Annotated in this window: 14 protein-coding genes; 6 read left to right on the forward strand and 8 right to left on the reverse strand. The window is 31.8% G+C overall.

What is annotated here, in order from left to right; all coding sequences use genetic code 11:
- Positions 1-2: 2 nt before the first annotated feature.
- Positions 3-767, forward strand: coding sequence for a class I SAM-dependent methyltransferase (locus tag AAFP94_RS00695; protein WP_316661122.1), 765 nt, complete (start codon positions 3-5; stop codon positions 765-767).
- Between the two features lie 80 nt (positions 768-847).
- Here the strand turns inward: AAFP94_RS00695 and AAFP94_RS00700 are convergent, their stop codons facing one another.
- Entirely contained in the window at positions 848-1,828 is a 981-nt protein-coding gene (locus tag AAFP94_RS00700; RefSeq protein ID WP_316661121.1) for an FAD:protein FMN transferase, read from the reverse strand.
- Positions 1,829-2,206 (reverse strand): Na(+)-translocating NADH-quinone reductase subunit F, encoded by a 378-nt coding sequence (locus AAFP94_RS00705; RefSeq protein ID WP_316661120.1) that lies wholly within the window; start codon positions 2,204-2,206, stop codon positions 1,829-1,831.
- A gap of 71 nt (positions 2,207-2,277) precedes the next feature.
- Between AAFP94_RS00705 and AAFP94_RS00710 the strand changes: the two genes are divergently transcribed.
- From AAFP94_RS00710 to AAFP94_RS00730, 5 genes are read left to right on the forward strand one after another with little or no spacing between them, the layout of a single operon-like run.
- Positions 2,278-3,033, forward strand: a complete 756-nt coding sequence (locus tag AAFP94_RS00710) for a DUF6090 family protein (protein WP_316661119.1) — start codon at positions 2,278-2,280, stop codon at positions 3,031-3,033.
- Positions 3,030-3,644 (forward strand): peptidylprolyl isomerase, encoded by a 615-nt coding sequence (locus tag AAFP94_RS00715; protein ID WP_316661118.1) that lies wholly within the window; start codon positions 3,030-3,032, stop codon positions 3,642-3,644. The genes AAFP94_RS00710 and AAFP94_RS00715 overlap by 4 nt, the downstream gene beginning before the upstream one ends.
- 2 nt (positions 3,645-3,646) lie before the next feature.
- Complete coding sequence (locus AAFP94_RS00720) at positions 3,647-5,389, forward strand: potassium channel family protein (RefSeq protein WP_316661117.1); 1,743 nt, start codon at positions 3,647-3,649, stop codon at positions 5,387-5,389.
- 1 nt (position 5,390) lies between these two features.
- The gene (locus AAFP94_RS00725) at positions 5,391-6,122 is read left to right on the forward strand and encodes a DUF6090 family protein (protein ID WP_316661116.1); all 732 of its coding nucleotides are present in this window, start codon (positions 5,391-5,393) and stop codon (positions 6,120-6,122) included.
- A gap of 4 nt (positions 6,123-6,126) precedes the next feature.
- Complete coding sequence (locus tag AAFP94_RS00730) at positions 6,127-6,846, forward strand: DUF6090 family protein (RefSeq protein ID WP_316661115.1); 720 nt, start codon at positions 6,127-6,129, stop codon at positions 6,844-6,846.
- 78 nt (positions 6,847-6,924) lie between these two features.
- Here AAFP94_RS00730 and nqrF read toward each other — a convergent pair whose 3' ends face one another.
- The 6 genes from nqrF to AAFP94_RS00760 are packed head-to-tail and all read right to left on the reverse strand — an operon-like array spanning position 6,925 to position 13,061.
- Positions 6,925-8,232 carry an NADH:ubiquinone reductase (Na(+)-transporting) subunit F gene (gene nqrF / locus AAFP94_RS00735; protein ID WP_316661276.1) on the reverse strand — a complete coding sequence of 436 codons (1,308 nt, stop codon included), beginning with the start codon at positions 8,230-8,232 and terminating at the stop codon, positions 6,925-6,927.
- 1 nt (position 8,233) lies between these two features.
- Positions 8,234-8,971: an NADH:ubiquinone reductase (Na(+)-transporting) subunit E gene (nqrE, locus tag AAFP94_RS00740; protein ID WP_316661114.1), complete on the reverse strand. Its 738-nt coding sequence runs from the start codon at positions 8,969-8,971 to the stop codon at positions 8,234-8,236.
- Positions 8,972-9,021: 50 nt separating this feature from the next.
- Positions 9,022-9,666, reverse strand: a complete 645-nt coding sequence (locus AAFP94_RS00745; RefSeq protein ID WP_316661113.1) for an NADH:ubiquinone reductase (Na(+)-transporting) subunit D — start codon at positions 9,664-9,666, stop codon at positions 9,022-9,024.
- Between the two features lie 3 nt (positions 9,667-9,669).
- Positions 9,670-10,422 carry a Na(+)-translocating NADH-quinone reductase subunit C gene (locus AAFP94_RS00750; RefSeq protein WP_316661112.1) on the reverse strand — a complete coding sequence of 251 codons (753 nt, stop codon included), beginning with the start codon at positions 10,420-10,422 and terminating at the stop codon, positions 9,670-9,672.
- A gap of 2 nt (positions 10,423-10,424) precedes the next feature.
- A complete protein-coding gene (locus tag AAFP94_RS00755) occupies positions 10,425-11,648 on the reverse strand; it encodes an NADH:ubiquinone reductase (Na(+)-transporting) subunit B (protein WP_316661111.1) in 1,224 nt (407 codons plus the stop codon).
- 57 nt (positions 11,649-11,705) lie between these two features.
- Positions 11,706-13,061, reverse strand: a complete 1,356-nt coding sequence (locus tag AAFP94_RS00760; RefSeq protein ID WP_316661110.1) for a Na(+)-translocating NADH-quinone reductase subunit A — start codon at positions 13,059-13,061, stop codon at positions 11,706-11,708.
- Between the last annotated feature and the right edge of the window lie 74 nt (positions 13,062-13,135).

Genomic DNA, 13,135 nt, shown 5'->3' on the forward strand with positions numbered 1-13,135 from the left:
TTGTGAAAAAGATCTTCAAAATTCTACTAAACATTTTCCCAAGAACATTTCTTATCAGATTAAGTTATGTGGCGCGACCTATTTTAGCATTCTTTTTAAAAGGCAACAATTATACAGATCCTATAGATTGTAAAAGTTTTAGAAGCTTTTTACCTTACGGTTATGAGAAACAGCGACATAATGTGTTATCGCCTTCTACCCTTTCATTAGAACGCCATAGATTACTTTGGCTATATTTAAAAAATGAAACTAATTTCTTTACTGATAAATTAAAAGTGTTGCATTTTGCTCCTGAGCAGTCGTTTTATAAACGCTTCAGAAAAATGAAAAATCTAGATTATACAACAACAGATTTGAAATCACCACTAGCCGAAGTAAAAGCAGATATATGCGATCTTCCGTTTTCTGATAATGAATTTGACGTAATTCTTTGTAATCATGTGCTAGAGCATATTCCTGAAGATACCAAAGCCATGCAAGAATTGTATCGCGTTTTAAAGCCAGGTGGTTTTGGTATATTTCAAATTCCGCAGGATTTAAATAGAGAATTAACTTTTGAAGATGATTCAATCACAGATAAAAAAGAACGTGCTAAAATCTTTGGGCAGTACGACCACGTTCGCATTTATGGTAGAGATTATTTTGATAAATTAAGACAAATTGGTTTCAATGTTGAAGAAGTTGATTATACTTCTACACTTTCAATAGAAGAAATAAACCAATATTGTTTAGCTAAAGGTGAGATTATTCCGGTAGTTTCAAAGTAACCTCATTCCTGCGAAAACAGGAATCTACAACATTTGTATAAACCAAATAGATTCCAAATCAAGTGCGGAATGACAAGTTGCTATTTTTCAGGGAATCCATTTAACGATAAAGTTTCTAACTCTTGGTTTTCATTTTCATAAATCAGATACACTTTAAGCTCTGAATGTGTTTTTAAAAAGGTTTTTACCTTTTCAATTCCCATGGCTTTAAAAGCGGTTGCATAGGCATCAGCTGTCATACAATTTTCAGTAATCACAGAAATACTCAACAAATTAGTTTTGCTTGGATAGCCAGTTTTAGCATCAATAATATGTGAATATTTATTTCCGTTTTCGTCTACTTTAAATTTACGATAGGTTCCTGAAGTTGCCATGGATTCATTCTTCAGACTAATGGCTTTAATAACAGATTGCGAACCATCAAAATGTGGCATTTCAACGCCCACACGCCAGGCACTTTGCTTTTCAATGTTTTTGCCTTTTGCTCTTATTTCGCCTCCAATTTCAACTAAATAGTTATCTACATCCTTATGCTCTAAAAACTCACCAATGACATCGACGGCATATCCTTTGGCAATAGCATTAAAATCTAAATAAGTATATGGATTCTCTTTAACAATGGTTTTATTAATTCTACTAATTTTATTCAGATCAACTGAATGCATTAAGCTATCAACTTTTAAACTGTCTAAATTTATAATTTTTCCTTCAGGCCCGAAATCCCAAGCATTGACAACAGCTCCAATGGTTGGATCAAAAGCACCATCGGTTTTTTTATATATGTCTTTCGAAGCATCAAATACTTTGATAAAATGTTCATCAATGTTATTACTTTCATTTCTATTAATTTTAGAAATATCTGAATTCACCATATAGGTTGACATAGATTTATTAATCACATGAAATATGCTATCAAATTGGTTTTCAAAATTTAGATTTGATTCAGAGAAATACTGTATTGAATACGACGTGCCAAAAACTGGTCCGGAAAAGGTTTTGTTTTTTGGTTCTTGCTCACAAGAATTAAGGATGATTAATAGAGCAAAAAAAAGTCTTTTCATTTAATTCAAATTGGTTTCTACAACCTGAATACCGTTATATTCTAACAGATAATCTTCGTCAAGATATAATGGTAAAGCTTCGTCATCAGGATTTCCTAAACCGACCCCGGCATAAAGAACTTTAGCTTCTTGTTCTCTTGCATGCTTTTTAAAGGTTTCCATCCAAACCACATCATAATTATGCGGATTTGCAGGTAATTTAACAGCCTTAACAATTACAAAAAAACGCTGCTGATTTTTATCGACACACACAAATTGTGGATATTTTTTAAGTTTACTGTTTACAGCAATAAACTCAAAGCCACGTTCTTCTAGTTCCCTGCCAACATGGTTCATGGCGAGGTTATGCATGTCTTGATCGGTAAGAGGCGTTCTCATAATACAAAAATAGTATTTATATAACGATAGTTAAAATTGTTTAACTTTAAAACCACTAACTAACTTGATCAATGATTAAATTCTTCCGAAACATTCGTAAAAAACTTTTAGTAGAAGGCAAGACTTTAAATTACTTAAAATATGCAATAGGTGAGATTGTGTTGGTGGTAATAGGTATTTTAATCGCTTTACAAGTAAATAATTGGAATGAAAAAAGAAAACTAAATACTGAAAGAATAAAACTTGTTAAAGAACTTATTTCAGATTTCAAGATAACCAATAGTAGACTCACCGAAAGCATAGACTACGCCAGAAATACAAATAAGAATACAAATACCTTTTTAAACCTACAGGAAGAAGATATACTAACGCTATCTGTCGATTCTTTGGTAAGTCTTACAGGTTACTTCTTTGATAAAATAGATTTTGAGCCAATGCTTGCTACTTATAACAGAATGATATCATCAGGAACAAAAAACCTAATAGAAAATGATAGTTTATTTAAATTATTTCCTGATTTTTTTCAAGCCTATGATTCCTACCAACTACATGACAATTTAGGAGGCGATTTGGTTTATAAAGGTTCAACTTGGGAACTTCGAAGAACATTAGGAAGTCTGAATGTATTAAGCCGTAATAACCAATATCCTAAATCTTTTGAACTATCGGAAAAACAGTATAGAACCTTTCTTTTACAAAAGAATGTTTACGCAACTTGTGAAAACATGGCTTGGATATTCAGGAACATATTAAATAAATTAGAAGATATGAACAGCACAACCGACATGATAATAATACAACTTGAAAAATCTATAAATACAAAATGATTAAATCCTTCCGAAACTTTCAAAAACTCATTATTATTAAAAACCATTTTAAACTAATCATACTTTTCGTTTTTAGTTTATACTTTAGTTGTAGCCAACCCACTATTAATTGTGAAATTAAATCCTCTAAAGGAAATATTATTATAGAACTCTACCCAGAAAAAGCACCAATAACCGTTGCAAACTTTTTAAACTACGTAGACCATGGATTGTATAACAATTCATCATTCTTTAGAGTCTGTACTCCTCAAAACGAAGCCGATAGAGAGATTAAAATAGAAGTGATTCAAGGTGGTAATATTGACGAAACTAAAAGCTTTGCTCCAATTAAAATTGAAACAACAGAACAAACAGGTATAAAACATTTAAATGGCACTGTCTCTATGGCACGATTGGGTCCAGATACAGCTACAAGTCAGTTTTTTATATGTATTAATGACCAACCTGAATTGGATTATCAAGGCAAACGTAATCCAGATGGCCAAGGTTTTGCTGCATTTGGACAAGTTATAGAAGGCATGGATGTGGTTTTAAAAATCCAAAAACAAAAAGATGAAGGTCAATACTTGGTGAAGCCTATAGTTATTAAATCTATAAAAAGAATTCGTTAAATATGAATAAATTTTATGCTCAAATTCGAAAACCCTTATCAATAAATAAAATACTTACAACTTTTCTTTTTCTATTTGTCTTTGGTTTCAGTTTCTCACAAGAAGAACAAAGATATCGTGTTATTCCGTCTTTAACTGAATGGATAGAAGAAATAAATAACTGGCCAGATAGTGTTTATAGTCAAGGTAATTTAGAAATACGTTTCAAGCGAAGTGACTTAAAATATCTTGCTATTAACAAGCAAGAATTTTATAAAAATTCTGATTCTATACAAACATTAACACCAATTAATAAAAAAGTTGTTGTTTATGGTATTAAATTCCCAACACTAGGACTTTCGAATTTTGTTGGCCTTAAAAACCTAGAGTTTAAAGAAACCTTTCAAATATACTTTCTTAAAAATGATCGGTTCGGGTTTAAAAATATCACGTTCCAAAAAACCTTTATGGTAAGACTTGTTGAGTCTGCCTTTAACATTAATTTTTTAGACTGCAATTTTAATGGTTTCGTGAATTTTAACAATCCAAAAGAAAATCTAGACTTCATATTTAAAAAATGCACTTTTCAAAAAGCATTTAATATCTCGAGTGCAACTAATACACCGACCATTAAATTAGATAGTTGTAATTTAAAAAAGGTAATAAATTTTGATGAATCAAGTAAATTTAAGTCAGTATTAATTAGCAATACAAAAGCTGATGTTATTAGACTAGACCGAATGATTATTGAAAACAGTTTTGAAATAACAAATTCAAATATAAATTCTTTAGATTTTGATGGCTCAAATATTCCCATATCTAACACCTATATTCCTTACCATCAAATTAACAACAAACTAGCTTTAGCTACATTCAATTTTTACGAAGTTGAAAAGACTAGCATTAATATATATAAGGCTTCAACCAATGTTGAATTAAAGGAAAGTGAAAAATACAATCGCCTTATTTCCTCGTATACAAAACTTCAAAATGTATATAAAATACGTGGTGAGATGGATTCATATAATGCTTGTTATATTGAAATGAAGGACTTGGAAACGCGTCGTTTAAAACTCTTATTTAAAGAAAGTAAAACATTCGAGAATTTTTTTACGCTCAAAATCAATCAATTCTTAAAGGTGTTCTCGGCATATGGCACTAAACCTGCAAAGGCTATAATTTTTTCATTATATGTTATTCTACTCTTTGCGTTAATTTACCTTTTCTTTCCTAATACTTGGGACAAACATGGTAAAAATCGAATTATTAATCGCTATGCCTTCTTCATAAAATACATGAACCAAAATGCTGGTATCCATGAAGTATATTTAGAAGGTCAGAAAGAAGAACTTATGGCCTACTATGAATATAAACAGCTTGTAGAGTCTTCAGGGAAATCGGTTCCAAAATTCTTTTCAGTAACAGCATTACCTTTATACAAATGGGCAATTTCTGGCACGAAACTATCTGCTGCTTTATTAAAAAGCGTTGATATTATGAAAGGGACTTGGCTAGAATTACCGCAATCTAAACGAGTTTGGAAATCTATCCTATTAGTTAGTGCTTTTTTAATAGCAGTAATTTACGACATCTTTATTAAAATGCTCAATGCATTAATGCTTTCTATTAACACCTTTACAACTTTAGGTTTTGGAGAAATACCGATTAAAGGATTGCCACGATATCTTGCTATTGTACAAGGTTTTATTGGTTGGTTTATGTTAACTATATTTAGTGTATCACTTATTTCTCAATTATTGAATTAATATGTTTAAATTCTTCCGTAACATAAGAAAAAAGCTATTAGCAGAAGGTAAAACTGCCAACTATTTAAAATATGCCATTGGCGAAATTGTGCTTGTGGTTATTGGTATTTTAATAGCACTTCAGATTAATAATTGGAATGAAAAAAATATTGAAAAATCAAACGAACTAAACTATTATAAGAATATAAAAAGACAATTAAACGAAGATAAAAATGCAATTATAGCAAGCATTAACTATAACAATCGTTTATTAAAACAATTTAAACATGCCATAAATATTATAGAACATAATGATAGAAATTTAGTAGATAGCTTGGTTAAGATTAGTGTAAATTTATTAGAGTTTTCAGACTTTCATCGCCAAAGTAATATTTATGAAACAATGGTTAATAGCGGAGAAATCAAACTTTTAAAAAATCAGCAAATTATCGAAGCGTTACAGCAATTAGAAGAGAAATATATTTTTATTAATAAGTTAGAAGATACACATTCTCAAGCAGTAATTAAATTTGTTGTTCCAGAAATTATGAGTTCTATAAAAGTGACCAATATGAATGTAGAAATTATTGAAAAATTATACTCTTTTGAATTTCAAAATCTTTTCGCCTTATTGACTAATCTTATGATTGAAAAAAATGAAGTTTATGAAAATGTAATAAATAGAATAAATAGCATTGACAGTTTGCTTAATGAAGAAATAGGAATGAAAAATTTGAAATTAGACACAAATTAAAATAATGATTAAATTCTTTCGAAAAATCCGTAAAAAACTGCTGGCAGAAGGCAAAACTGCTAATTATGTAAAGTATGCTATAGGCGAAATCGTGCTTGTGGTCATTGGTATTTTGATTGCCTTAACTGTAGCCGAATGGAACAATGCGCGTCATGATAATAAAACAGAAATTAGATTATTAAATGAATTACATAAAGGGATTAGTGAAGATTTTGATTCAATTAATAAAAGACTTGAAAGTACTAATAAATGCATCCTAAAATTAATCGAGCTAGATAGTTTATTGAAATTGGATGTACCTGTAGCAAATGAGCACCTTTATGAATTATTTGGTAATGTTTATGGTTTACGGTATTTAAATTTAAATAAAGCAATATATGAAGATTTAAAATCGACCGGATTTGGTATTATTAAAGATGATAAATTGCGCTCTCAAATCATTAAAGTTTTCGAGGACAACTATAAATATATTGATGGTTTTAAACAGATAGAGTTCCTTGTCAACCAAGTTAATCGACCCTACTATCTTACAAACTTTGTAGAGCTAAAGTTTCAAAAATATGCCAAGCCTAAAGATTTTCAAACGCTTTGGAAAGATACATACTATAAAAATATTGTGAATTACCGATTAACAACTTTACAGATTAATCAACAGGCATATTATCCTAAAACAATTCATGAATTAAAGATATTATTAAAACTTATTGAGCAATACTTAAAATAATTAATTCAATTATGATTAAATTCATCTGTCAAAAAAACCCAACACTTTCGTATCGGGTTTTTTATTTTTATTAAACGTTTATCCTCCAAAGTCATCAAATCTGATATGCTCATCTGGGATTCCAAAATCTTCTCCCATTTTCTGAACCGCTTGGTTCATTAATGGAGGTCCACAGAAATATAACTCAATATCTTCTGGTGACTCATGATGATTCAAATAGTTGTCTATTACACAATTATGAATAAATCCAACAAAACCATCTCCTGGAGCATCAATATTCTCTTTTACTTTCCAATTATCTTCTGGTAAAGGTTCAGATAATGCCAAATAGAATTTAAAATTAGGAAAATCTTTCTCTAATTGCTGGAAATGATCTAAATAGAATAGTTCTCGTTTGGAACGCCCACCATACCAATACGTAACTTTACGTCCTGTCTTTAATGTTTTAAACAAATGATATAAATGAGATCTCATCGGTGCCATACCTGCACCGCCACCAACATAAAGCATTTCAGAATCAGACTCATTGATGAAGAATTCACCATAAGGTCCAGAAATAGTTACCTTATCACCTGGTTTTTGAGCAAAGATATAGGATGAAGCTACACCAGGATTTACATCCATCCATCCATTCTTACTCCTATCCCAAGGTGGTGTTGCAATACGAACATTTAACATAATTTCTCTGCCTTCTGCAGGATAAGAAGCCATAGAGTAGGCTCTTTCAACAGTTTCGGTGTTTTTCATAACCAACGGCCAAAGACCAAATTTATCCCATTCTGCTTGAAACTTATCTGGTGTTTCATGTTCTTCTGGATGTGCTGTGATATCTATATCAGAATATTTAATCTCGCAAGGAGGTATTTCAATTTGGATATAACCACCTGCTTTGTATCCCATGTCTTCTGGAATTTCTACTACAAACTCCTTAATGAATGATGCTACATTATAATTTCTAACTACAGTTGCTTCCCATTTCTTGATACCAAAAACTTCTTCAGGAATGGTAATTTCCATATCCTGTTTTACCTTAACTTGACACGCCAAACGCGCTCCATGTTGTAATTCTTTTCTTGTAAAATGAGGAGTTTCTGTTGGTAAGGCTTCTCCTCCACCATTCAACACATGACATTCACATTGAATACAAGTTCCGCCACCGCCACAAGCCGATGGTAAAAATATTTTTTGGTTTCCTAATGTAGAAAGTAATGTTCCTCCAGAGGCTACTTCAATTTCTTTTTCTCCATTAATCTTAATTTTTACTGGACCAGATGGTGATAACTTTTGCTTAACCACTAGTAACAGAGTAACTAATAATAATGTTACTAATAAGAAAGCTGCTACTGTTGCTAAAATGGTTCCTAATGTACCTGCCGCTAATATCATGTTACTCATTTATTGTTGTATTGTTAGCTAACTCTTTTTCAGTATCGTTTTTTAAATCTTCAGAAATATTCTGAATATTTTCAATTTGTGCTGTTTGATTTTCTTCTTTCACTTCTTCATCACCACCTGTTAACATACCTCCAAAACTCATAAAGCCAATAGCCATTAATCCTGTAATAATAAATGTAATACCTAAACCTCTTAAAGCTGGTGGCACATTTGAATATCTAATCTTTTCACGAATAGCTGCTATAGCAAGAATAGCTAAAAACCAACCTATTCCTGAAGAAACTCCATAATTGAATGCTAATCCTAAAGTAGCAATTTCACGAGATTGCATAAATAACGAACCACCTAAAATAGCACAGTTTACCGCTATAAGAGGTAAAAATATACCCAATGAATTATATAAAGCAGGTGAAAATTTTTCAACAACTATTTCTACCAGCTGAACCATAGTAGCAATAGTAGCTATAAACATAATAAATGATAGAAAACTTAAATCATAATCAACAAACTCTTCTCCCAACCAAACTAAAGCTCCTGGTTGCAAAATGTATTGATCTAACAACCAGTTTAACGGTACGGTTATAGCCAATACAAAAATTACTGCTGCACCAAGACCAACAGCTGTAGAAACTTTTTTAGATACAGCAAGATATGAACACATTCCAAGGAACGTGGCAAATACCATGTTATCTATAAATATTGATTTAAAAAATAATTCTAAATGTTCCATAATATATTGTTTGATGAGATTCTGAATCAAATTCAGAATGACAAATCATTTTAATCTTCAATTAATTCTTTATTCTTTGTTCTTTGTACCCAAATAATAATTCCAACCACAATTAATGCCATTGGTGATAAGAGCATAAATCCGTTATTCTCATAACCTGTTGCATACAAGCCCGTTTTTTCAATTGGGTCACCTAATACAGGAATCCCTAGTAAAGTTCCAGAGCCAAAAAGCTCTCTAAAGAACCCAACAATTATTAAAATAACACCATAACCAGCCGCATTACCTATACCATCTAGGAAAGATTTCCAGGGACCATTTCCTAAAGCAAAAGCTTCAAATCGCCCCATAATGATACAATTAGTAATAATTAATCCAACAAATACTGAAAGTGTTTTACTCAATTCATATGCAAATGCTTTAAGTACTAAATCAACAATAATTACCAAAGTGGCAACAACTACAAGTTGAACAATTATTCTAATTTTTGATGGAATAATATTTCGCATTAATGATATAACTACATTTCCTACACCTAAAACAAATAATACCGAAATAGACATTACTATAGAAGCTTCAAGCTCTGCAGTAATTGCCAACGCCGAACAAATACCTAATACTTGGATGGTAATCGGGTTATTATCTGCTAATGGGTCTGTAATTAACTTCGCGTCTTTTTTAGATAAAAGTCCCATACATTAATTGTTTTTTAAATTTTTGAAAAAAGGCACATACAATCTCAAATCGCTTTTTATCATTGCAGTTACTCCATTACCAGTAATGGTTGCACCAGCAATAGCATCTACCTCATTGTCTGTTTTGTTTTCATTTTTAGGATCTGCATTCCCTTTAGCCACATCAACACCTTTAAAACTTCCATTGGCATCCAATAAATGTTCACCAATAAAATCATCCATAAAATAACGCTGCTTAATATTAGCTCCTAAACCTGGTGTTTCTGCCTTATGGTCAAAATATGCTCCTTGAATAACCATATTCTCATCTAAAGCCATATAACCCCAAATAGCATCCCAAAGTCCTTTACCATAAATTGGTACCACATAAAATGTTTTTCCATCTTTTTCTCCTATAAATAATGGAAGGTTTCTCTTTGAAGAATCTCCTTTTGATGCTGCTTTGTCTTTTTTGATATCTATTAAATATGCTTGGTCATCTTCTTTTACATCACCATTTTGAATAACAATTTGATTGGTAATGTATTTTGCAAAAGCTTCAGGTGCTTTGTCTGTAGAAATAAATGTTGCAGAGGTTTCGTCATTCTCATTAACACCCATAGCATACAAAATGTTCTGTTGTTTTTCTAAACGTTTATTTTCAGAAATAGTGGGCTCTAATGATGACGCAGCAAAAGCTAAAAGTGAACCAACTACAACTACCATTGCAACAGCAAACAGTATAGTATATACGTTAGAATCTGTTTTGTTACTCATAATTACGCTGTTTTTACTTTTAAACGTTTCATTCTTTTCTTAACATTAGCTTGTACTATATAATGATCAATAGTTGGTGCAAATACATTCATCAACAAAATTGCCAACATGACACCTTCTGGATATGCTGGATTGAATACACGAATTAAGATTGAGATAAATCCTATTAAAAATCCGTAAATCCATTTTCCTTTATTGGTTTGTGATGCCGTTACAGGGTCTGTTGCCATAAATACAATTCCAAAGGCAAAACCACCAATTAATAAATGATGCCACCAAGTTGTACTCATTAAACCATAAAATTTACTTCCTTCACCAATCCATCCTGTATCAACGACTCCATTGAAAATTAATCCCATAGCTATAGCTCCAAGAGCTGAAGACAACATAATTCTCCAACTTCCTATTTTGGTAAAGATTAAGAATAAACCTCCTAATAAAATAAGTAAGGTAGATGTTTCACCAACGGAACCTGGAATGATCCCATAGAACATATCCATTACTTCATAACCAGCTGCTTTGTTTTGTGCCAAACTACCTAAAATGGTTTCTCCTGAAATAGCATCCAGATTTTCACCAGCTGCAATAAGTTGGTCTCTTTCAACAGCACCATGAACCCAAACCTTATCACCTGACATCCAGGTTGGATAAGCAAAGAACAAAAATGCTCTTATGGTTAAAGCCGGATTTAAAATATTCATTCCAGTTCCTCCAAAAACCTCTTTCCCAATTACAACTCCAAATGCTACAGCTACTGCAAGCATCCATAGTGGTATATCTACAGGAACAATTAGAGGTACTAACATACCTGTTACTAAATAGCCTTCTTCAACTTCGTGTTTTTTAATAACTGCAAACACAAATTCTATTGCTAAACCAACACCGTAAGACACAATGACCAATGGTAATATTTTCCAAAGACCAACAACAAGATTGTCCCAATTCCAAAAAATAGAATCCAGAAAACCAGTTGCTCGTTCTATCTCTCCTAATGCTAAATGATGCTGATAGCCTGCATTAAACATTCCAAAAATTAAACATGGTATCAGTGCCATGATAACGGTATTCATGGTGCGTTTTAAATCATCAGCAGCTTTTATATGCGTTCCGTGATGTGTTGTATCGTTAGGTGTATATAAAAAGGTATGGATTGCATTGAATGCAGGAGCCATATTGGTGCCTTTATACTTTTCTTTTAAGTTGTGTAAACTACTTTTTAAACCCATTTGTTACATTATATTGTTCAAGCTTGTGGTTTCGACTAGGCTTAACCACCAAAATTATTAACCTATCTCTTTAAGCATTAAGTCTAATCCTTCTCTTATTATTTTTTGATGCGGTTGTTTAGACACGCAAACAAATTCAGTGAGTGCGAAATCTTCTGGAGCAACTTCATACATTCCAAGAGCTTCCATTTCATCTAGATCTTCATACATACATGCTTTTAATATTTGCATGGGATAAATATCTAATGGGAAAACTTCTTCATAATTACCTGTTACAACAAAAGCTCTATGTTCACCATTTGTATTGGTATTCAAGTCATACTTTTTCTTTGGATATAACCAAGAGAAAGTCAAGGCTCGAGACGTAGATATTTTGTTAAACACAGGTTTATTCCATCCAAAGAAATCATAATCATCTCCTTCTGGAATAACCGTAATGGTATTACTGTAATAATCTAAAAATCCGTCTGGATGAATATGCTTTCCACTTAACACGTTTCCAGAAATAATACGAACATTGGCATCTTTTTCAATTCCATGGTCGTAAACCATAGTAGAAATCTCACTGCCTATTTTAGTTTTTAAATATCTTGGCTTTTTAATTGAAGAGCCTACTAAAGCCACAGTACGCTCCGCATTGAATTTTCCGGTAAGTAGAAGTTCTCCAATAATTATTAAATCTTGTGGATTCACAGTCCAAACAATCTCGCCTTTATTAATCGGGTCTATTTTGTTTATTTGAGTTCCCACATTCCCTGAAGGATGTGGACCTGAAACTTTATGTAATGTAATTCCTGATAAAACCGCCAATGGCGAACTGGAATTTAATCCAATTGAAACATGTACTTTTCCAGTTGTTAACTTACCTAATACTGTAATTGCGGCTTGCAATTCTTTTTCCTTTCCTTTTAAAACGTAGTCATAATCTGCCGCTAAAGGTGCACTTGCATATCCTGATATAAAAATAGCTTTAGGCGTTTTATCTGGATTTGCAATCACATCATAAGGACGTTGCTTTATGAATGGCCAGCAACCTGATGCCAATAAGTATGATTTTATTGTTTCAGCATCAGATGAACCGACATCAAGCTTACCATTATCTATATAACTTTGCTCCTTACTAGCATGAATTTTAATGCCTAAAATCTTACGTTTAGCACCTCGTAAAATTTCTATAATTTCACCCGAAATTGGTGAAACGAATTTCATCAATTCATTCCCTTTATTAAAAAATACGGCCTCTCCAGTTTTTACATGACCGCCTTCTTTAACTAATAGTTTTGGAATAATACCATGAAAATCCTCTGGTCTAATAGTGTAGTAATTGCTGATAATTGCATTTTCTGTAGTTTTTTCAGCCTGACCTACAAGGTTTATATCTAGACCTTTTTTAATCTTAATGTCGTTTGACATATTATAACTTATTGAAATTAGTTGTCTAAAAATCGGTGCAAATTTACGAATTAAAAATGCAGATTTCATAATAA

Source organism: Gilvirhabdus luticola (assembly GCF_040117515.1).
Taxonomy (GTDB): Bacteria; Bacteroidota; Bacteroidia; order Flavobacteriales; family Flavobacteriaceae; genus Gilvirhabdus; species Gilvirhabdus luticola.

What these genes read in the sequence shown, in the direction of transcription:
- AAFP94_RS00700 (WP_316661121.1), bottom strand. Translation starts at nt 1,828, where the DNA reads ATGAAAAGACTTTTTTTTGCTCTATTAATCATCCTTAATTCTTGTGAG.
- AAFP94_RS00705 (WP_316661120.1), bottom strand. Translation starts at nt 2,206, where the DNA reads ATGAGAACGCCTCTTACCGATCAAGACATGCATAACCTCGCCATGAAC.
- AAFP94_RS00710 (WP_316661119.1), top strand. Translation starts at nt 2,278, where the DNA reads ATGATTAAATTCTTCCGAAACATTCGTAAAAAACTTTTAGTAGAAGGC.
- AAFP94_RS00715 (WP_316661118.1), top strand. Translation starts at nt 3,030, where the DNA reads ATGATTAAATCCTTCCGAAACTTTCAAAAACTCATTATTATTAAAAAC.
- AAFP94_RS00720 (WP_316661117.1), top strand. Translation starts at nt 3,647, where the DNA reads ATGAATAAATTTTATGCTCAAATTCGAAAACCCTTATCAATAAATAAA.
- AAFP94_RS00725 (WP_316661116.1), top strand. Translation starts at nt 5,391, where the DNA reads ATGTTTAAATTCTTCCGTAACATAAGAAAAAAGCTATTAGCAGAAGGT.
- AAFP94_RS00730 (WP_316661115.1), top strand. Translation starts at nt 6,127, where the DNA reads ATGATTAAATTCTTTCGAAAAATCCGTAAAAAACTGCTGGCAGAAGGC.
- nqrF (WP_316661276.1), bottom strand. Translation starts at nt 8,232, where the DNA reads ATGATATTAGCGGCAGGTACATTAGGAACCATTTTAGCAACAGTAGCA.
- nqrE (WP_316661114.1), bottom strand. Translation starts at nt 8,971, where the DNA reads ATGGAACATTTAGAATTATTTTTTAAATCAATATTTATAGATAACATG.
- AAFP94_RS00745 (WP_316661113.1), bottom strand. Translation starts at nt 9,666, where the DNA reads ATGGGACTTTTATCTAAAAAAGACGCGAAGTTAATTACAGACCCATTA.
- AAFP94_RS00750 (WP_316661112.1), bottom strand. Translation starts at nt 10,422, where the DNA reads ATGAGTAACAAAACAGATTCTAACGTATATACTATACTGTTTGCTGTT.
- AAFP94_RS00755 (WP_316661111.1), bottom strand. Translation starts at nt 11,648, where the DNA reads ATGGGTTTAAAAAGTAGTTTACACAACTTAAAAGAAAAGTATAAAGGC.
- AAFP94_RS00760 (WP_316661110.1), bottom strand. Translation starts at nt 13,061, where the DNA reads ATGTCAAACGACATTAAGATTAAAAAAGGTCTAGATATAAACCTTGTA.